The sequence below is a fragment of the Nonomuraea sp. NPDC049419 genome, from assembly GCF_040676995.1.
In the GTDB taxonomy this organism is placed as follows: domain Bacteria; phylum Actinomycetota; class Actinomycetes; order Streptosporangiales; family Streptosporangiaceae; genus Nonomuraea; species Nonomuraea salmonea.
This window is the reverse complement of sequence record NZ_JBFAQB010000002.1, coordinates 337,412-357,456: the sequence shown is the minus strand read 5'-3', so window position 1 is coordinate 357,456 and position 20,045 is coordinate 337,412. Positions and strand designations below refer to the sequence as shown.

14 protein-coding genes are annotated in these 20,045 nt (G+C 72.1%); 13 read left to right on the top strand and 1 reads right to left on the bottom strand.

Annotation, left to right across the window (positions count from 1 at the left end; all coding sequences use genetic code 11):
• The first annotated feature begins 143 nt into the window (after window positions 1-143).
• Genes AB0K12_RS06970 through AB0K12_RS06945 form a run of 6 tightly spaced genes read left to right on the top strand, consistent with a single transcriptional unit; the run spans window position 144 to window position 7,860 of the window.
• Window positions 144-1,535, top strand: coding sequence for a hypothetical protein (locus AB0K12_RS06970; protein WP_364556313.1), 1,392 nt, complete (start codon window positions 144-146; stop codon window positions 1,533-1,535).
• 1 nt (window position 1,536) lies between these two features.
• Complete coding sequence (locus tag AB0K12_RS06965; RefSeq protein WP_364556311.1) at window positions 1,537-2,469, top strand: sugar ABC transporter permease; 933 nt, start codon at window positions 1,537-1,539, stop codon at window positions 2,467-2,469.
• Complete coding sequence (locus AB0K12_RS06960; RefSeq protein WP_364556309.1) at window positions 2,466-3,293, top strand: carbohydrate ABC transporter permease; 828 nt, start codon at window positions 2,466-2,468, stop codon at window positions 3,291-3,293. Before AB0K12_RS06965 ends, AB0K12_RS06960 begins: the two co-directional genes overlap by 4 nt.
• A complete protein-coding gene (locus AB0K12_RS06955; protein ID WP_364556307.1) occupies window positions 3,290-4,636 on the top strand; it encodes a GH1 family beta-glucosidase in 1,347 nt (448 codons plus the stop codon). The genes AB0K12_RS06960 and AB0K12_RS06955 overlap by 4 nt, the downstream gene beginning before the upstream one ends.
• Before the next feature lie 3 nt (window positions 4,637-4,639).
• Window positions 4,640-6,349, top strand: a complete 1,710-nt coding sequence (locus AB0K12_RS06950) for a hypothetical protein (protein WP_364556305.1) — start codon at window positions 4,640-4,642, stop codon at window positions 6,347-6,349.
• Window positions 6,346-7,860, top strand: a complete 1,515-nt coding sequence (locus tag AB0K12_RS06945) for an FAD-dependent oxidoreductase (protein ID WP_364556303.1) — start codon at window positions 6,346-6,348, stop codon at window positions 7,858-7,860. The genes AB0K12_RS06950 and AB0K12_RS06945 overlap by 4 nt, the downstream gene beginning before the upstream one ends.
• 123 nt (window positions 7,861-7,983) lie before the next feature.
• Here the strand turns inward: AB0K12_RS06945 and AB0K12_RS06940 are convergent, their stop codons facing one another.
• Window positions 7,984-9,624: a beta-N-acetylglucosaminidase domain-containing protein gene (locus tag AB0K12_RS06940; RefSeq protein ID WP_364556301.1), complete on the bottom strand. Its 1,641-nt coding sequence runs from the start codon at window positions 9,622-9,624 to the stop codon at window positions 7,984-7,986.
• 38 nt (window positions 9,625-9,662) lie between these two features.
• On the opposite strand from AB0K12_RS06940, the gene AB0K12_RS06935 reads away from it, so the two are divergent.
• The 7 genes from AB0K12_RS06935 to AB0K12_RS06905 all read left to right on the top strand — a co-directional run bounded on the left by AB0K12_RS06935 (window position 9,663) and on the right by AB0K12_RS06905 (window position 19,948).
• A complete protein-coding gene (locus tag AB0K12_RS06935) occupies window positions 9,663-11,504 on the top strand; it encodes an MBL fold metallo-hydrolase (RefSeq protein ID WP_364557715.1) in 1,842 nt (613 codons plus the stop codon).
• On the top strand, window positions 11,501-12,544 hold the full coding sequence (locus AB0K12_RS06930) for a LacI family DNA-binding transcriptional regulator (RefSeq protein WP_355430662.1): 1,044 nt from the start codon (window positions 11,501-11,503) through the stop codon (window positions 12,542-12,544). Before AB0K12_RS06935 ends, AB0K12_RS06930 begins: the two co-directional genes overlap by 4 nt.
• A 347-nt stretch (window positions 12,545-12,891) precedes the next feature.
• A complete protein-coding gene (locus tag AB0K12_RS06925; RefSeq protein WP_364556298.1) occupies window positions 12,892-13,845 on the top strand; it encodes an ROK family protein in 954 nt (317 codons plus the stop codon).
• Between the two features lie 115 nt (window positions 13,846-13,960).
• Window positions 13,961-14,527, top strand: coding sequence for an SIS domain-containing protein (locus tag AB0K12_RS06920; RefSeq protein WP_364556297.1), 567 nt, complete (start codon window positions 13,961-13,963; stop codon window positions 14,525-14,527).
• Window positions 14,524-17,103 carry a glycoside hydrolase family 38 C-terminal domain-containing protein gene (locus tag AB0K12_RS06915; RefSeq protein ID WP_364556295.1) on the top strand — a complete coding sequence of 860 codons (2,580 nt, stop codon included), beginning with the start codon at window positions 14,524-14,526 and terminating at the stop codon, window positions 17,101-17,103. Before AB0K12_RS06920 ends, AB0K12_RS06915 begins: the two co-directional genes overlap by 4 nt.
• Window positions 17,097-19,028: a hypothetical protein gene (locus AB0K12_RS06910; RefSeq protein ID WP_364556293.1), complete on the top strand. Its 1,932-nt coding sequence runs from the start codon at window positions 17,097-17,099 to the stop codon at window positions 19,026-19,028. Before AB0K12_RS06915 ends, AB0K12_RS06910 begins: the two co-directional genes overlap by 7 nt.
• A 206-nt stretch (window positions 19,029-19,234) precedes the next feature.
• Complete coding sequence (locus AB0K12_RS06905; protein WP_364556291.1) at window positions 19,235-19,948, top strand: TioE family transcriptional regulator; 714 nt, start codon at window positions 19,235-19,237, stop codon at window positions 19,946-19,948.
• Window positions 19,949-20,045 lie beyond the last annotated feature (97 nt).

The following is a 20,045-nucleotide window of genomic DNA, read 5'->3' as shown; positions in this document are numbered from 1 at the left end:
GCAGTGGATGGAGTGGTTGACGGGATTTCAGCGGTATGGGTACGTTCTCAGATGTGTGAACGTTGCCACACTGGCCTGGCGCCACGTGGCCGTCATCAGCATGCCTGATGCCCCGCTTGATCAGTGTGGAGGCGAAACCCCCAATGAGAACCCCACTTGTCCGCTGGTCCGTCCTGTCCGTGTCGCTCGCGCTGGCACTCACCTCGTGTGCCAAGGGCACCGGTGGAGCGGCCGACCCGACCCCGTCGGCAGGCCAGTACAACCCCAGTGCCTCCTATCAGGGCACGATCTCGGCCATGGGCTTCGGCGCGACCGACGAGATCGGGACCACCCGCGTCGATCTGGCCAAGAAGACGCTCGGCGGCGCCGACGTGAAGCTGATCGAGGGTGACCTGGACATCCAGCAGTTCCTGTCCTCGGTCGCGGCCGGCGACCCGCCGGACATCATCTACGCCAACCGCGACCAGATCGGCACTTTCGCCTCACGGGGTGCGATCATCCCCCTGACCGCCTGCATCCAGGGCGAGCAGATCGACACCTCCATGTACAACCCGAACGCCCTCGCCCAGGTGACCTTCGGCGACGAGATCTGGGCCATCCCCGAGTTCAACCAGGTCCAGATCACGATGGCCAACGCCGACCTGCTCAAGGAGGCCGGCCTGACCATCGACGACGTCAACGGCTCCAGCTGGGAGAAGATCACCGCCGCGACCAGGAAACTGGTCAAGGCGCCCGGCGGCAAGCTCAAGGTGATCGGCTTCGACAGCAAGCTGCCGGAGTTCCTGCCGCTGTGGGCCAAGTCGCTCGGCGCCGACCTGCTCTCGGCCGACGGCAGGACCGCCCAGCTCAACAGCCCCGAGGTGGTCAAGGCGCTGCAGTTCGCCGTCTCCATCTACGACGAGCAGGGCGGCTTCGCCAAGGTCAAGGCCGTGCGCGACTCGGCCGACTTCTTCGGCAAGGGCAACCAGTACGCCAAGAACGCCCTCGGCGCCATGCCGATGGAGCAGTGGTACGTCAACGTGCTCAACGACGTCTCACCCAAGGCGCCGATGGCCTTCGACACCTTCCGCACCCCGGAGGGCAAGGCGCTGGCCTACTCGTCGGGCTCGTCGTGGGCCATCCCCAAGGGCGCCAAGAACCCCGGCGCGGCCTGCCGCTTCGCCAAGGCCATGACCCTGGTCGACACCTGGAAGGCCGCCGCCCAGGCCCGCCTCGACAAGCGCAAGGACGAGGGCAAGCCGTTCACCGGCATCCTCACCGGCAACGTCAAGGCCGACGCCGAGATCGAGAAGATGCTCACCTCCGGCGGCGCCACCTGGGACGCCGGCGTCAAGGCGTTCTACGAGGCCAACAAGAACACCTTCAGCCTCCCCGCCAACCCGGCCGACAAGGAGTTCAAGGACGCCTGGCAGAACGCCGTGAACCGGGTGCTCAACGGCCAGGACGAGCCGCAGGCCGCCCTCGACAAGGCCCAGCAGGACGCCCAGGCGGCGTTGGACAAGGCATGGGCCGGCTGGACGAAGCGTACGAACTGAGATGTCCCCTTCCCGCACCCGAACACCACGACGGCGCAGCGCGCGCTTCATCGAGACCAGGGCGGCGCTGCTGTTCATCAGCCCCTGGATCATCGGCTTCGTCGTCTTCACCGCGTGGCCCGTCATCAACAGCGCCTACCTGTCGCTGACCGACTACGACGTCATCAATGACCCGAACTACGTTGGCTTCGACAACTACGTGCAGCTCTTCGAGGACCCGAAGGTGGGCCTGGCGCTGTGGAACACGTTCGTGTTCGCCGTGCTGTCGGTGCCGACCCACCTCGTCGTCGCACTGGGGCTGGCGCTGCTGCTCAACAGCGCCAGCAAGGCCACCGGCTTCTTCCGCACGGCGTTCTTCCTGCCGAAGATGACGCCGCCGGTCGCGATCGGCATCCTGTTGCTGCTGCTGTTCAACGGCCAGGACGGCCTGATCAACGCCTTCCTCGGCGTCTTCGGCATCGACGGCCCGGCGTGGACCACCGACCCGAACTGGGTCAAGCCGGCCCTCGTGCTGATGAACCTGTGGACGGTCGGCTCCTCGGTGGTCATCATCCTGGCCGCGCTGCGCGGCGTCCCGCAGGAGCTGTACGACTCCGCCCTCGTGGACGGCGCCGGCTGGTGGAAGCGGCTGCTGCGGATCACCGTGCCGATGATCAGCCCCACGCTGTTCTTCCTGTTCATCGTGGACAGCATCAACGCCCTGCAGTCGTTCACCGAGGCGTACACCGCCTTCTTCGGCGCCGGCAACACCACCTACAGCAACGACGCCGCGCTGTTCTACGCGATCTACCTGTTCCAGCAGGCCTTCGAGTTCCTGCACATGGGGTACGCCTCCGCGCTCGCCTGGCTGCTGTTCATCGTCATCATGGCGATCACGGCCGTGCAGATCGTGGTGACCAGGCGCTACGTCCACTACGAAGGGGGTAACCCATGAGACGCGCCGCGAAGATCCTGACCTGGGTCGCGCTGGGCGCGTTCACCGTCGCGTTCATCTACCCGTTCATCTGGCTGCTCAGCGCGTCCTTCAAGCCGCGCAGCGAGGTCTTCGACAACCGGCTCATCCCCGAGACGTTCACCTTCGACAACTACATCCAGGTGTGGCAGGAGGCCCCGCTCGGCCTCTGGATGGCCAACACGCTGCTGGTGACGGTGCTGGCGGCGGTGGCCGTGACGATCACCAGCGCGATGGTGGCCTGGGGGTTCGCCTACTTCCGTTTCCCCGGCAGGAACGCGTTGTTCGGCGTGGTGCTGGCGACGATGATGCTGCCGGGCGCGGTCACGATGATCCCGGTCTTCCTCATCTGGAACTCGCTCGGCGCGGTCGGCACGCTGACGCCGCTGTGGGCCCAGAACCTGTTCGGCAGTGCCTTCTACATCTTCCTGCTGCGGCAGTTCTTCATGGGCCTGCCGCGCGAGCCGTTCGAGGCGGCCAAGATCGACGGCGCGAACAACTGGAAGATCTTCACCCGCATCGCCCTGCCCTTGTGCAAGCCGGCGGTCGTGGTGACCCTGCTGTTCGAGTTCCAGGCCGCCTGGACCGACCTCATGCGGCCGCTCATCTACCTGCGCGACTCCGAGACCTTCACCGTGCCGCGCGGGCTGAAGGCGCTGCTCGACCAGTTCGGGTTCGGCGGTGAGTGGCACTGGGAGATCGTCATGACGGCCAGCGTCATCACCACCATCCCGATGATCATCCTGTTCTTCCTCGGCCAGAAGCACTTCATCAAGGGCATCGCGACGACGGGAAGCAAGGGATGAGCTTTCCTGACGGGTTCCTCTGGGGCGCGGGCACCTCGGCCTACCAGATCGAGGGACATCACGGCCGGGGCGAGTCGGTGTGGGACGCGTTCTGCCGCCGCCCCGGCGCGATCGAGGGCGGCGGCGACGGCTCGCGGGCCTGCGACTCGTACGTGCGCTGGCGCGAGGACATCGAGCTGATCAGGGAGCTGGGCCTGACCGCCTACCGCTTCTCGACCGGCTGGTCCCGCGTCATGCCCGGCGGCGCGCACCCCGACCCGAAGGCGCTCGACCACTACGAGCGGTTCACCGACGCGCTGCTGGAGGCGGGCGTCGAGCCGGTGCTGACGCTCAACCACTGGGACATGCCGGCCGGGCTGAGCTGGGCGGACCGCTCTTCCGTAAACGCTTTCACCGCGTACGCGCAGGCCGTCGCCGACCGCCTGGCCGACCGCGTCACCTGGTGGATCACCCAGAACGAGCCCTGGATCATCGCGCTGCTCGGCTACCAGCTCGGCCTGCACGCGCCCGGCGTCGCCGACCTCGGCACCGCTGTCAAGGCCGGGCACCACGTGCTGCTCGGCCACGGCGCCGCCGCCGACGTGCTGCACGCCCACCCCGGCGTCAAGGCCGGCTGCGCGCTCAGCCTCTTCCCCTGCGACCCCGCGACGGACAGCGACGAGGACCGCGCGGCGGCCGCCGGCTCCGACGGCTACGTCAACCGGTGGTACCTCGACCCGCTGCTCGGCGACGGCTACCCCGCCGACATGCGCGAGCACTGGGAACGGGCGCTCGGCCACCGCCTCGACTTCATCGCCGACGGCGACGAGGCCGCCATCGGCGGGCGCAGCGACTACCTCGGCATCAACTACTACACGCGCCGCGTCATGGCCGCCGCGCCGCCGGGCCCGTTCCCCTGGAAGGTGCTCGGACCGAGCGGCGACGTCGCGCGGACCGACGAGGGCTGGGAGATCAACCCCGGCGCGCTGCGCGACCTGCTCATCGGCCTGTCCCGCCGCTTCCCCGGCGTCCCCCTCATGATCACCGAGAACGGCGGGGTCTTCGGCGACGCCCCCACGCACGACGGCCGGGTCCATGACAACCGGCGCATCGCCTACCTGCGCGACCACGTCGCAGCCGTCGGCGCCGCCATCGACGCGGGCGCCGACGTGCGCGGCTACCTGCACTGGTCGCTCATGGACAACTTCGAGTGGGCCCTGGGCTACCGGCCCAGGTTCGGGCTCGTGCACGTCGACTACGCGAGCGGCGTGCGTACCATCAAGGACTCCGGGCGCTACTACGCCCGGCTCATCGCGGCGGGCGGCACGGCGCCCGCCACACCCAGGATCGAGGCTTTCGGCTAACCCATGCGGATCACCACCACGGACACCGCCCACTACGTGGACAGTGGCCACTACCGCCTGACCGTCTCCCGCACCGACGCCAGCGCCGAGCTCGAAGGGTGGCTGTCGGTCAACCTGCTGGCCTCGGTCAACACCAGGGGCGGGCGGGACGAGACGTACGAGACGCTGCCGCCCGTGCTCGCGGAGCGCGACGGCGTGGCCGTCTTCGACTTCCCCCAGCGCACCACCGAGTGGCAGAGCAAGACGGTCCGGCTGACCTGCACGCCCGAGACCATCGCGGTCGAGGTGCGGGTCGAGGGCGACGGCGTGCTCAGCGACGTGACGCTGCTCGGCGGCCGGGCCGTGCTCAACACCAGGGCGGCCGGCACGTTCCGCTCCGGGGTGCACGCGCGCGGCGTGTTCAGCCCCACGCCCGCCCATCCGGTGAACGTGGTGCGGCCGGTGTCCGCGCCGGTCGCCCTGACCGTCGTCGGCGACGCCTCCCCCGGGCGGCTGCACGCGGTCTTCTCGCCGCCGCCGCTGGTGCTGGCCTTCTGCAAGGACGCGCCCGCCGGGCCGACCGCGGTGCCGGACGGGCCGTGGCTGGGCGCCTCCGTACGCGCCGGGATCGCCGGCCTGACCTTCACCGAGCTGACGTACGAGCCGCTCGACGGCGGCGCCCTGCTGCGCTTCGACTACGAGGGCCACACCGAGGTACGCGGCTCGTGGACCTCGCCCGCCGTCGTGTTCCGCCTGGCCGGCTCGCCCTGGGAGGCGATCGGCCAGCACCGCGCCGACCTCGTCGAGCAGGGCCTCGCACCCCAGGGGCCGACGGGGGAGCGGGCCGCGTGGTGGCGCGAGCCGATCTTCTGCGGCTGGGGCGCCCAGTGCGCCAGGGCCGACGGCGTCTCGCCGGTCACGCTGTCCCGCCAGGACCTCTACGACGAGTGGCTGGGCAGGCTGGAGGAGCACGGCGTGGTGCCGGGCACGATCGTCATCGACGACCGCTGGCAGCTCACGTACGGCGACCTGGAGACCGACGAGGACAAGTGGCCCGACCTGCGCGCGTGGATCGCCGCCAGGCACGCCCGCGGGCAGCGCGTGCTGCTGTGGTGGCGAGCCTGGTCGGCCGACGGCCTGCCGGTCGAGGAGTGCGTGACCGACGCGGGCGGCCGGGCCGTGGCCGCCGACCCGTCGAACCCCGCCTACCGGCAGCGGGTCCGCGCCATCATGGAGCGCCTGCTCGGCGACCTCGACGCCGACGGGTTCAAGATCGACTTCACGCAGTGGTCGCCGAGCGGCTCCCACCTGAAGACGTACGGCTCCACCTGGGGCATCGCCCTCCTCCACGAGCTGCTGGCCGCCATGTACGACGCGGCCAAGCAGGTCAAACCCGACGCCCTCATGATCACCCACACCCCGCACCCGGCCTTCGCCGACGTCAGCGACATGATCAGGCTCAACGACGTGCTGGAGGTCGACGCGGCCGGCGACCCCGTGCCCGCCGTCGACCAGCTCCGCTACCGCCACGCCGTCGCCGCCGCCGCCATGCCGAACCACCTCATCGACACCGACCAGTGGCCGATGCCGAGCAGGGCCGACTGGCTCGCCTACGCCGAGGCGCAGCCCGGGCTGGGCGTGCCCGCGCTCTACTACGTCGAGTCCATCGACAGCAGCCGCGAGCCGATCACCGGCGACGACCTGCGGCGGATCGCCGCGTGGTGGCGGCGATGAGGCAGGCCGAGGTCGTCGTCTACGGCGCCACGTCGGCCGGCGTGTGCGCCGCCGTGGCCGCCGCGCGGCGCGGCCTGGACACCGTGCTGCTCGACCCGGGCAGGCACGTCGGCGGCATGACCTCGGGCGGGCTCGGCTACACCGACATCGGCGACGCCCGCGTGCTCGGCGGCATGGCGGCCGAGTTCCGCCAGGCCGTCGCCGACGCCTACGGGGTCGCGCCGGGCCACTACGCGGGCCCCGAGCCGCACGTCGCCGAGCGGATCTTCCTGTCCTGGCTGGAGCGGGCCGGGGTCGAGGTCGTCTTCGGCGCCGCCCTGCGCACCGTCGTCACCTCCGGCGAACGGATCTTCTCCGCCGCCACCCTGCGCGGCGACTACGCGGGCGGCGTCTTCGTGGACGCCAGCTACGAGGGCGACCTGATGGCCGCCGCGGGGGTGAGCTACCGGGTCGGCCGCGAGGACAGGGCCCTGCACGGCGAGCGGTTCGCCGGGCGGCGCGAGGTGGTGCCCGGCATGCACAACTTCCCGCCGTACATCTCGCCGTTCCGCGCCGACGGCACGCTGCTGCCGCAGGTCGCCGACGGCCCCATGGCCGAGGTGGGTGAGGGGGACGGCGGCGTCATGTCGTACGGCTACCGCGTCTGCATGTCCGCCGCGCCCGACCGCATCCCGTTCTCGCGACGGCCCGGCTACGACGACGAGCACTGGGAGCTCGGCCGCCGGCTCTTCCGCCACTGGCGCGAGCAGGGTGTCTCGCCGCGGGCCGGGCGGCTCGTCGGGCTGGAGCCGAACCTGCCGAACGGCAAGGCCGACGGCAACTCGCTCGGGCCGTTCTCGCTGAGCGTGCTCGACCGCTCCGCGTGGGCCTACCCCGACGCGGGGCCCGAGGAGCGCGAGCGCATCCGCCTGCACCACCTCCACCACGCCCAGGACCTGCTGTACTTCCTCTCCCACGACCCCGAGGTGCCCGCCGTCGTGCGGGCCGAGCTGGGCCGGTGGGGGCTGCCCGCCGACGAGTTCGCCGACACCGGGCACCTGCCGCACCAGCTCTACGTCCGCGAGGCGCGGCGCATGCTGGGCGAGGCGCACCTCACCGAGCACGACCTGGTCGAGGGGCGGCGGCATACCGACGTGGTCGCCATGGGGTCGTACCACCTCGACATCCGCGAGGTGCAGCGGACCTGGCGCTGGGTCTACGAGCATCCCGACCCCATCCCCATGGTGGTCACCGAGGGATACCTGTCGGTGGGGGTGGCGCCGTACCAGATCCCCTACCGGGCGCTGGTGCCGCGCAGGGAGGAGTGCGCGAACCTGGTGGTGCCGGTGTGCGTGTCGGCCTCGCACGTGGCGTTCTCCTCCATCCGGATGGAGGTCCAGTACCAGATGCTCGGCCACGCCGCCGGCCTCGCCGCCGCCCAGTCCGCGGCGACCGGCAAGGCGGTCCAGGACGTGGACGTCGCAGCCCTCCAGGAGACCCTGAAAAGCGCCGGCCAGGTCCTCTCCCTCTGACCCCGGCCCCGGGCCTTCCGGCCTGCGGCTCTGACCCTCCGGCCCCAGGCCCCTGCCCCCACCCCTTCCGAGGCCAGTGCGTGCCCGCCCCGGGATCCCTCTCCCGGGGCGGGCGTTCGCGTGTCAGGCCGAAGCGTCGGCGCGGGCGAGGACCTCGCGGACGAAGGGTGGGATGACGCGGCGCAGGACGTTCGCCTCGTGGGCCTCCGCGCGGGTCAGCGCCTCCGTCACCTGGGCAGGAGTGCGGTCCTGCACCCCTTCCAGCAGGTCCAGGGCGGCCAGGCCGGCGGCGGCCATGTCGTGGGCGGCCGGCACCCAGCGGGCCAGCTCACGTGCCGCGGCGCCAGGCACATCCGCGGGCAGAGCCGCCAACCGGCCCAGCTCCCCCCTCAGCCGGTCAGCGGCCCCGCCTTCGAGGACGGCTGTGCACAGGGCGGTCAGTTCGGGGCTTTGGTCGGCGCTCGGGGGCCAGGAGGAGCATGCCTCCACCAGGGGCAGCAGGTCGGCGGCTCCGGGCACCAGGCGTACCGCGCGCTCATGCGAGCGCGCCGGGTCGTACGCCGCCAGATGCCAGGCGTAGTCGGCGACCGTGGTCAGCGCGATGCGTGAGGCCGCCGCCTGCACCATGGGGTTGGCGGTGATGCCTTCGAGCGGCACACCGTCCAGCTCCGTCGAGCGCCCGATCAGCGGCCCGAGGAAGACCCGGGCGAAGTCGAAGTCGTTGACGGGGAAGTTGTCCCACAACGCCACCCGATGCCCGTAGGAGGCCGCCGCGGCCCGCATGTCGTCGGCGGAGATCGCGCCCACGACGATGTCGGACCCCGTCCACCAGACCAGCACGTCGGCGGGCAGCTCGGCCGCCAGCCGGTCGCGGTAGGCCGAGCGCGCGGTGCCCGCGTAGTCGGTGGGCACCATGGTCAGCGGCCGGTCGGCGCCGTGCGGGGCGAGGAAGTGCTCGGCGAAGTCGCGGCACACCGCCGCGTGGGCACTCGCGCTCGCGCCCTCAGCCGTGCCGAACGCCGCCTTGTCGGGCTCGTGGCCCAGCTCGGGCGGGATGTCGTCGAAGAGCAGCGCGTACTCCCTGACGCCGATCTGCCACACCTGCTCGGCCTTGGCCCGCAGCGCCGCCAGCTCGGCCGGGTCGGTGTAGACCATCGACAGGCCGGGGCTGAGCGCGAAGACGAACCTGACGTGCTGCGCCGCCGCCTCCGCGACCAGCTCGCCGAGCCTGGCCAGCTCCTCCTCCGGGTACGGCTCCCGCCACCGCTCCCGGTGGAAGGGGTCGTCCTTGGGCGCGTACACGTAGGTGTTGAGCTTGTGCCGCCCGGAGAAGCGCAGGTGCTCCATGCGCTCGGCGTGGCTCCACGGGGTGCCGTAGAAGCCCTCGATCGTGCCCCGGAGCGGCAGGTCGGGCCAGTCGCGCACGTCGCACTCCGGCACGCACCGCTCATGCGTCTCGCAGGGTGCGGCGGCCAGCGCGAGCAGGGTCTGCGCGCCGTAGAACGCCCCGGCGGGGCCGGCGCCGGTGATCACCACGCCGCCGGGTCCCGCGCTCAGCGTGTAGCCCTCCGGTGGCAGTCCGGCGTCCAGGCGTACGTCGATGGTGAGGGAGGCGGCTGCCGCGTCGCCCAGGGCGGTGGTGAGGGCGGCGACGGCGCGTACGGCGGCGGGGTCGCCCGTGATCCGGCAGGCGCTCAGAACCAGATGCTCGCTACCGATGGTGGCCTTTTTCGGACAGGGAACAATCCACTCCAGGGCATCCATTGTGGGAACGATACCGGATAGACTCCTGGCCCGTGGGTATGGAAGTAACCGAAGTCGCGCCCGGGGTGCTCCGCGTCGAGGACACCTGTAACGTCTACGTCATCAAGGCCCCGGGCGAGCCGGGAGAGCCGCGCACCGGCATCGCGATCGACTTCGGTTCCGGCCGGGTGCTCGACCTGCTGGGCGAGCTCGGCCTCGACCGCATCACCGACGTGCTGGTCACCCACCACCACCGCGACCAGGTGCAGGGGCTGCATCGGGCGGTCGAGGCGGGCGTCGCGATCCACGTGCCGCCGGTCGAGCGCGACCTGTTCGACAAGGTCGACGAGCTGTGGTCGGGCCGCCAGATCTCCAACGACTACGACCTGCGCGACGACCGGTTCTCGCTGCTGGAGCCGGTCGAGATCACCGGCGTGGTGCCCGAATATCGGACGGCCCGATACGGCGGCGTGGACGTACGCGTGCTGCCCACCCCCGGCCACACGCCCGGCTCGGTGACGTACGTCGTCGGCAGGACGGCCTTCACCGGCGACCTGATCTACGCGCCCGGCAAGGTGTGGTCGCTGGCCGCCACCCAGTGGTCCTACACCGAGAACGAGGGCCCCGCCATGGTGATCGTCAGCGCCGAGCTGCTCCAGCGCGAGGACCTCGATGTGCTGCTGCCCTCGCACGGCGACCCGATGACCGAGCCGCAGGACGCGCTGTCCAGGCTCTCGTCCGCCATGCAGCGGTATGTCGACTTCCGCCGCCCGCGCCCCTGGGACGTGCGCGGCCTGCTGGAGAACCCGTTCATCGAGGTCACGCCCCACCTGCTGATGAACAGGAGCAGCCAGTCCTACAGCTACGTGCTGCTGTCGGAGTCGGGCGCGGCCATGGTCTTCGACTTCGGCTACGACATGTGCACCGGCCTGGTGAAGAGCACCGCCCGCGAGGCGCGGCGGCCCTGGCTGGCCTCGCTGCCCGCGCTGCGCGAGCACTACGGCGTCACCGCCGTCGAGGTGGCCGTGCCGACCCACTACCACGACGACCACGTGGCCGGCATGCCGCTGCTGCGCGACGTCGAGGGCACGGAGATCTGGGCACCTTCCCACATCGCGCCCATCCTGGCCACGCCGCTCCACCACGACCTGCCGTGCACGTGGTTCGACCCCATCCCCGCCGACCGGGTGCTGGGGCTGGGGGAGAGCGTGCGGTGGCGGGAGTACGAGATCACGGTCCACGACCTGCCCGGGCACACGATGTTCGCGGCGGCGTACGCGTTCGAGGTGGACGGGCACCGGGTGCTGGTGACCGGCGACCAGCAGGACGGATTGGGCGTTCCGGGCGAACGACAGGAAATCCTGAATTTTCAGTACAAGAATAGGTTCCGGATCGAGGACTACCGGAAGAGCGCCGCGCTCTACAACCGGCTGCGCCCCGACCTCATGGTCAGCGGCCACTGGCGCCCCCGCTGGGTGGACGACGACTATCTGCACATGCTGACCGAACGAGGTGAGGAGCTGATCGCGCTGCACCACGACCTGCTCCCGTCCGGGCGGTTCGATCTCGGTGCCGACGGGGTGCTGTGCCGCCTGACGCCGTACTATACGAGCGTCCCCGCGGGCGGCGAGATCACGCTGACGGCCACCGTGCGCAACCCGTGGCCGGACAAGGCCGTGGCCACCATCGAGCCTGTGGTGCCGCCCGGCTGGCGGCGCGAGCCCGGATCTTTGACGCTTAGGCTGCCCGGAGGGGGTATGGAGCAGGTGCATCTGCGGCTCGGCGCGCCCGCGGAGCCGCGCCGCCGCGTACGCCTGGCAGTCGATCTGACCATCGGCGACCTGCGCCTCGGACAGCACGCCGAGGCGCTGGTCGACGTGGTCGTGGAAGGGAACCGATGACCGTAGAACGGCGCAGCACCCCCGTCAGCCGTTCCCGCCGTCCCACGATCAAAGACGTCGCCGAGGCCGCGGGCGTCTCGCGCTCCACGGTCTCCCGGGCGCTCACCGGGCGCGGTTACGCGGCCAGCGACGTACGCGAACGCGTGCTGCGCGCCGCCGAGGAGCTCGGCTACGTGCCCGACGTCATGGCCCGCACGCTCAAGCAGCAGGTCAGCCGGTCGGTCGGGGTGCTGGTCAGCGATCTGCGCAACCCGTTCTACGCCGAGCTGGCCGCCGGGGCGAGCAGCGCCGCCCGTGAGCGCGGCTACACCATGGTGCTGGCCGACACCAGCCTGTCCGGCGAGACCGAGAGCGAGGCCGCCGAGGCGCTGGTGGCGCTCCGGGTGGCCGGGGTGATCGTCACCCCCAACTCCTCCGCCGTGTCCACCTACCTGTCCTCCCACGGCATCCCGGTCGTCGAGGTCGACCGCCAGTTCGCGGCCGGCTCGACCGACGGGGTCGTGGTCGGCAACCGCGTCGGCGCCCGCACGGCCACCGCCCACCTCGTCAAGCTCGGCCACCGCCGCATCGCCCTGTTCATCGACGAGACCGACTGGACCACCGGTTACGAGCGCTACCAGGGCTACCTCGAGGCGCTGACGGCCGGGGGCATCACCGTCGACCCCGAGCTGGTCGTCTCCTCCGGCTGGGACGTCGCCGACTCCCGCCGCCGGGCCCTCGACATGCTGAGCGGCCCCGACCGTCCCACCGCCGTGTTCGCCGCCAACAACGTGCTCGCCGAGGGCGTCTGGCGGGCCATCCGCGAACGCGGCCTCGCCGTGCCGAGCGACATCAGCCTGGTCGCCTTCGACGACGCGCCCTGGATGAGCATGGTCTCGCCCCAGGTCACCGCCGTCTCCCAGGACACCTTCAACCTGGGCGCGACGGCCGTGCGCCGGCTGCACGAACGCATCGAGATGCCCGAGTCCGACTCGGTCACCACGGTGCTGAACGTCCACCTCATCGAACGCGAATCCACCACCCACCCCCCGGCCCTCTGACGGCGCTGAGGGTCCGGCGACTCTCGCGATCCGAAGACGCCGCCGCCCGGCGACCCGCCTCACGCCGGCACCGCAGACACGCTCACCGTGGCGGGCGCTCGGCGACCCGCGCCCGCGTCGCGCCCCGCGCCCCGCGCCCGCGTCAGACGCCCCGTGACCTGGTCGCGCCGGCCTTTCGCGACCTCCGGGATCCGCCGCATCCACCTCCGGAGCCCCCTGCGATCTGACATTTCTCCCGTGGCGTGCGTTGACCCGCGGGGAAAACTCGCCCTAGGATCCAGATGTGGGAACGATGTCATAGGCATGTGCGTCAGTCGTTCCCAGTCGGAGGCCCAATGGAGCACGATTTGCCCCCCGTTCTGTCGCTCGACATCGGCGGCACCAAACTCGCCGCGGGCGTGGTCACAGGCGATGGCCTGATCCACGGCTGGCAGCTCGCCCCCACCCACAGGGAGGAGGGGCCGCGAGCCGTCCTGACCAGGCTGTTCGACCTGGGCAGGAAGGCGATCGCGGAGGCCGGCCTGCCCGAGGTGGCCGCCGTGGGCATCTCCTGCGGCGGGCCGCTGAACACGGTGACCGGCGTGCTGGAGTGCCCGCCGCACCTCCCGGGCTGGGTCGACATCCCGATCTGCGCGCTGGCCACGGAGGCGTACGGCCTGCCCGCGGTCCTTGAGAACGATGCCACGGCCGCCGCGCTGGGCGAATTCCGTTACGGCGCGGGACGCGGCACCAGCACCATGCTCTACCTGACGATCTCCACGGGCGTCGGCGGCGGCTCGGTCATCGGCGGCCGGCTCCACCGCGGCGCGGCCGGCAACGGCGGCGAGCTGGGCCACGTCATGGTGCGTCCGGGCGGTCGCCGCTGCTCGTGCGGCCGGATGGGCTGCCTTGAGGCGTACGCGTCCGGCACCTCCATCGCCGAGCGCGCCAGGGAGGCGCTGGCCGCCGGCCGCGCCTCGTCCCTGTCCGCCATCGAGCGACCGACCGCCGAGGACGTCTCCCGCGCCGCCGAGGCGGGCGACCCGCTCGCGGCCGAGATCTGGGACGAGACCACATGGGCCCTGGGCAGCGCGCTCACCGACCTGGTGAACGCGTTCGAGCCGGAGCTCGTCGTGCTCGGGGGCGGCGTCACCCGTTCCGGCGCCCGGCTCCTCGACCCCGTCGCCGCGGCGGTCGCCAGAGACGCCATGCCGCCGGCCGCCCGCAGCGCGCGCATCGAGCTCGCCATGCTCGGCGCCGGCGTGTGCGTGGTCGGCGCCGGCGCCGTCGCCCACGACCTCGTCACCGGCGCCGCCCGCTGACGCACACCCAAGGCGAAGGCCCCGCCCCCGGAAGGACCGACAGGCCCTCGCCCCGACGGCGCCCGAACTGCACAGACCTAGCACCAGGAAAGACCAAATGCCCGACGTATCTCCCATGCCCGAGCTATTGGCGCAGCACGTCGACGGCCATCTCGCCGCCGCGCGCGGCATGGCGGCGCTGCTGCCCGCCGTCGAAGCCACCGCGGACCTGCTCATCGAGACCTTCACCCGGGGCGGCACCCTCTACACGGTGGGCAACGGCGGCAGCGCGGCCGACGCCCAGCACCTGACCGGTGAGCTGATCGGCCACTACCGGCGCGACCGCCGCCCGCTGCCCGCCGTGACGCTCACCACCGACGCCACGGTCATGACCTGCATCGCCAACGACTACGTCTACGACGACGTCTTCGCCCGCCAGGTCCAGGCGCTGGCCAGGCGGGGCGACGTGGTGGCCGCCTTCACCACCAGCGGAAACTCCCCGAACGTGGTCGGCGCCCTGCAGGCCGCACAGACCAATGGAGCGGTGACGGTACTCTTCGGCGGCGGCGACGGTGGCAAGGCCGCCGCGTACGCCGACCACCTCCTCCTCGCCCCCAGCACCGAGACCCCGCGCATCCAGGAGATCCACACACTGATGCTGCACATGATCAGCGACAAGGTCGACGCTTGGGCGGCCGCATGACCAGGCGTCCCTCCAGGCCGCGCGCCCCCATGGCGAACGCGCCCTCCGGCCCCCAGCCGCGCGACCTGCCCCGCGCACCCCGTCCGGTGGCCACCCCTGGCCGTACCCTGCACATGATCGGCAACGCCCACCTCGACCCGGTGTGGCTGTGGCCGTGGCAGGAGGGCTACCAGGAGGCGCGGGCCACGTTCTGGTCGGCGATCCACCGCATGGACGAGTACCCCGACTTCGTCTTCACCTGCGACCAGGTCGTGCTGCTCTCGTGGGTGGAGGAGTCCGACCCCGAACTGTTCGCCAGGATCCAGGAGAAGGTGGCCGAGGGCCGCTGGGTGATGACCGGCGGCTGGTGGGTGGAGCCCGACTGCAACATGCCCTCGGGCGAGTCGTTCGTCCGCCAGGGCCTGTACGGCCAGCGCTACCTCAAGGAGAAGTTCGGCGTCACCGCCACGGTCGGCATGAACGTCGACCCGTTCGGCCACAACGCCATGCTCCCCGCCATCCTGCGCGGCCAGGGCATGGACTCCTACACCTTCCTGCGCCCGGCCCCGCACGAGAGCGAGCTGCCCGGCACGATGTTCTGGTGGGAGGCGCCGGACGGCAGCCGCGTGCTGGCGTACCGCATCCCGTTCGAATACTGCAGCCCGCCCGGCGACGTCGGCGGGCAGACCGAGAAGGCGCTCGCCCAGCTCGACCGCTCGCTCGGCGACCTGATGATCTTCTACGGCGTGGGCAACCACGGCGGCGGCCCCACCAAGGCCAACATCGAGTCCATCCACCGCTACGACCGCATGGGCACGTACGGCGAGCTGACCCTGTCCTCGCCGCGCCGCTACTTCGACGAGATGGTCAAGCGGCTCGGCGAGCAGGGCCTGGCCGAGCTGCCCGTGTGGCGCGACGACCTGCAGCACCACGCGGCCGGCTGCTACTCGTCGCACTCCGGCATCAAGGCGTGGCAGCGCCGCGCCCAGGCGGCGGTGCTGTCGGCCGAGCGGTGGGCCGCGATCGCCGGCCACGACGCCCGCACCGACCTGGAACGGGCCTGGAAGCAGGTGCTGTTCAACCAGTTCCACGACGTGCTGCCCGGCTCGGCCATCGAGCCCGCCTACGACGACGCCCGCGACCAGCTCGGCGAGGCCGTCGCCATCTCCAAGCGCATCATCACCAGGGCGCACAACGTGATCGCCCGCGACGTGCAGGTGCCCGAGGAGACCGGCACCCAGCCGGTGATCGTGTTCAACCCGCACCCGTGGCCGGTCAGCACCCGCGTCGAGCTGCAGTACGGCGTCGCGCCCAACGGCGTGCACGTCGTGGACGCCGACGGCGCCGACGTGCCGTGCCAGCGCACCCAGTCCGTCGCCACCACCGACGACAAGGGCCGCGGCGCCACCGTGTTCAAGGCCGAGCTGCCGCCGCTGGGCTACCGCCTCTACCGGCTGCGCCAGGGCCCCGGCATGAACCCCGGCGGCACCCTGGAGGCGTCCGGGCACCACCTCGAGAACGACGTGCTGCGCCTGGAGCTCGACCCGGTCACCGGCTGGCTGTCCAGCCTGGTCGACAAGCGCACCGGCGTGGACCTCGTGGCGGGCGCGTCCGGAGAGCACACGCAGATCTGCGAGGACCCCACCGACACGTGGGGCCACCGCGTCGTCTCCTACGACTGGCCCGGCCAGCCCATGGCCGTCACCGACATCGTGCTGCGCGAGCACGGGCCGCTGCGCGCCCGCATCCGCGTCGAGCGGGAGTGGGGCCGCTCCACCATGGCCGAGGAGTTCATCCTCGGCGCCGGTGACGACGACGCGGTCGAGGTGCGGGTCACGCTCGACTGGCGGGAGCAGGCGCACCTGATGAAGCTGCGCTTCCCGGTCGGTCTGGAGAGCCCGGTGGCGACGTACGAGATCCCGTTCGCCCACCTCACCAGGCCCATCGACGGGGCCGAGGAGCCGGCGCAGTCGTGGGTGGACCTGTCGGGCTCGGTCAACGGCACCCGCGCGGGCCTCGCCGTGGTCAACAACGCCAAGCACGGCTACGACGTCGCGCCTCCCGGGCCCGGCCGCAGCCACAGCATCGGCATCACCGCCGTGCGCAGCCCGGTCTACTCCTGGCACGACCCCAGGCTGCTCGACCCCGACGGCTTCTACTCCTTCCAGGACCAGGGCGTGCAGCGGTTCTCGTACCTGCTGGTGCCGCATGCCGGCGACTGGCGCGCGGCCGGGCTGACCCGGCGCGCGGCGCTGCTCGGCTCGCCGGTGCGGGCCATGCTGGAGAGCTTCCACGACGGTCCGCTGCCCGGCTCGCGCGGCTACCTGGACGACGGCGGCGGCCAGGTGATGGTCACCGCCGTGAAGCTGCACGAGGACGCGCCGCGCGACCTGGTGGTCAGGGCCGTCGAGACCACCGGCCAGGCCGGGACGGCGACGCTGAACATCCCGGTCGCCGGCATCCGGCTCACCGCCGACTTCGGCCCCAGCCAGATCCGCACGTTCCGCATCCCGCTGGACGACCCGCTCTCGGCGGTGGAGACCGACCTGGTGGAGCTGGAGACCCGCAAGGGCGCGTTCACCGTGGAGCCGTGGTGACGAGCGCTTGCGACCCCGCCGGAGCGGCGGGGTCGCCGGCCCCGGGCGCCTCAAGCCTGATCGCCGTCCCCGATGGGGGAGAGGTGCGGGTCGAGGTGCTGGGTGCTGGGCCGTTCACGGTCGCGTACGGCTGGGGTGAGCGGCTGGCGAGCGGGCGGCGCGAGCTGCGGCTCGACGTCCGGTACGACGGCGCCGAACCCGCCGCCGCGACCGTGCGCGTCAGCAGGCCGGTCCCGTCGGAGGACGAGCCGTGGTGGCTGATCCCCGGCCTGTTCTACGGAGAGAACCGGCCGGCCGGCTGCCACCGCGTCTTCCCCCGCTTCGAGCCGGGCGCCGACCGTCCCGACGAGATGGTCTCGGCGTCGTGGGGCTTCCGCGCCGACCGGGCCGCCACCCCCGCCGTCCTGGTGTGGGGCGACGACGGCGGCGCCGCGCTGATCGCCGACGAGGTCTCGCCGCTCGGCATCACCGGCCTGGAGCTCTCCTACGACGACGGGCGGGCGACGGCCGCGCTGCTGTTCCCGTACCGGGAGCACCCGGTCACCTACTACGGCTCGGCGGACCCGCTCCCACCCCAGGCGGCCACCCACGTCTGGCAGCCGGGCGAGGCGCGCACGCTGACGCTCGCCACCGCGCCGCTGCCGGCCGACCGGCACGCGTACGCGCCGCTGCTGCGCGAGGATTGCGACCTGAGGCTGCCCGATGCGCCGATCGAGCCGTGGGAGGACGTCACCACCGCCGCCGACATCGCCGCCGAGGGCCTCTACCGCTGGCACTACGACCCCGACCCCGGCGTGCTGCTGGAGACCGTCGGGTTCGACAGGGAGGTGAGCGGCGGCGACGGGCAGCGCGTGGACCGGCAGGCCATGCACGTCGGCTGGGTGAGCGGCATCCCGTGGGCGGCGGCGCTCCTGGAGCACGGCCTGCGCACCGAGCGTCCCGAGCACGTCGCCGCCGCCGAGCGCGTCATCGGCTTCATCTGCGCGAACCTGTCGCCGTCCGGGACGTTCTGGGGCACCTGGTACCGCAAGACCGGCTGGGCACAGAGCTGGAGCCCGGTCAAGGGGGCGCTGCACGCGCGCACGCTCGGCGAGGCCACCCTGTTCCTGCTGCGCGCGCTGCGCCTGCGGCCGAACGCCGAGTGGGCGGCCGCAGCCCGCTCCAACCTGGACGTCATGGTCGCCCGGCAGCGCCCCGACGGCAACCTCGGAACCCTGCACCACGCCGCCACCGGCGAGGTGCTGTCGTGGTCGGGCGCGTCCGGCCTGACCTGGGTGGCCGCGCTCGCCGAGTCCGGCGACCCCGGCGACCTGCGGGCAGCCGAGCGGGCGGGGGAGTACTACGCGAGGTTCGTCGAGGACGAGTTCATCTACGGCGCGCCCGAGGACGTGGACCTCGCGCCCACCTCCGAGGACGGGTACGCGGCGGTGATGGCGTACATGGCGCTGCACCGGCGCACCGGCGCGGCCCGCTGGCTCGATCTCGCCCGCCGGGCCGCCGACTGGATGCTCACCTTCCGCTACACCTACAACGTGCGCTTCGGGCCGCGCACCCCGCTCGGCGTGTACGGCTTCGCCACCCGGGGCGCCGACCAGGCGTCGCCGTCGAACCAGCACCTGCACGCGTACGGGCTGGTGTGCACGGCGGAGCTGGCCGAGCTGTCGGAGGCGTTGGGGGATCCCTACTACGCGGAGCGGGCCGAGGAGACCCTCGACTGCTTCCGCCAGCTCCTCCCCGCGGCCGACGGCGACCTCAACGCCTACCGCGGCATGATCACCGAACGCTACTACCAGACGGACTGCTTCCAGCCGAAGGGCATGTACCTGACGCTGTCGCACGCCTGGAGCGCCGGCGTGCTGCTGCTGGCCTGCGAACAGGTCCTCGCCGCCAAACCGGGCGACGCCTACCGCGCGACCCCCGCCTGACGCCGGCCGCCCGGCGATCCGCCCGACGCCCGATGCCCGCCTGATGGCCCGATGCCCGCCCGACGCCGGACGCCCGCCCGACCCGGGGTGTCCGGCGCTCCCGGCCTCCGCTCGCTCGACGGTAGGGTTGGACGTCAGTTGAAGCTCTGACCCGGTGCCGCGCCGCATGGCGGTGCGGCACCCTCAAACGCGGCGAGGTGGCGTCGATGCCCGGTGGCCGACTGCGGCCGGTGGACCTGGCCCGGCGGCACGGCCTGTCCACGCAGGCGGTGCGCAACTACGAGGAGGCCGGCATCCTGCCCCCGGCCGCCCGCACGGAGAGCGGCTACCGGGCCTACACCGAGCGCCACGCCCAGGCCCTGGCCGCGTTCATCGCGCTGATCCCCGCCCACGGCCACCGCACGGCCACCGCGATCATGCAGGCGGTCAACAGGGGCGAGACGGACGCGGCGCTCAAGCTCATCGACGAGAGCCACGCCCAGCTCCTCGACGACCGCCGCACCCTCCAGGCCGTGGAGGAGGCGCTGCGCGCGCTGGTGCCCGCCAAGCCGGTCGCGTCAGGGGTGACGTTCATCGGCCCGCTGGCCAGGAAGCTCGGCATCCGTCCCGCCACCCTGCGCAAGTGGGAGCGCGCGGGGCTGGTACAGCCCGGCCGCGACCCGCGTACGGGCTACCGCGTCTACACGGGGGCCGACGTCCGCGACGCCCGGCTCGCCCACCAGCTCAGGCGCGGCGGCTACCTGCTGGAGCAGATCGCCCCGCTGATCGCCCAGGTCCGGGCGGCGGGCGGCCAGGAGCCGCTGGAGAGCGCCCTGCACGAGTGGCGCGGCCGCCTCTCGGCCCGCGGCCGCGCGATGATCAAAGGCGCCGCCGCCCTCGACGCCTACCTGACCGGCCACGTGGAGAAGCCCACCCCCTGAGCCCGCCCGAGACGCGAACGGGCGGACTCAGAGCCGGGCCCGCCGAGCGGGCCTGCGGAACGAAACTGAACCGGGGGTCGGCCGGAGCCGGCCGGGG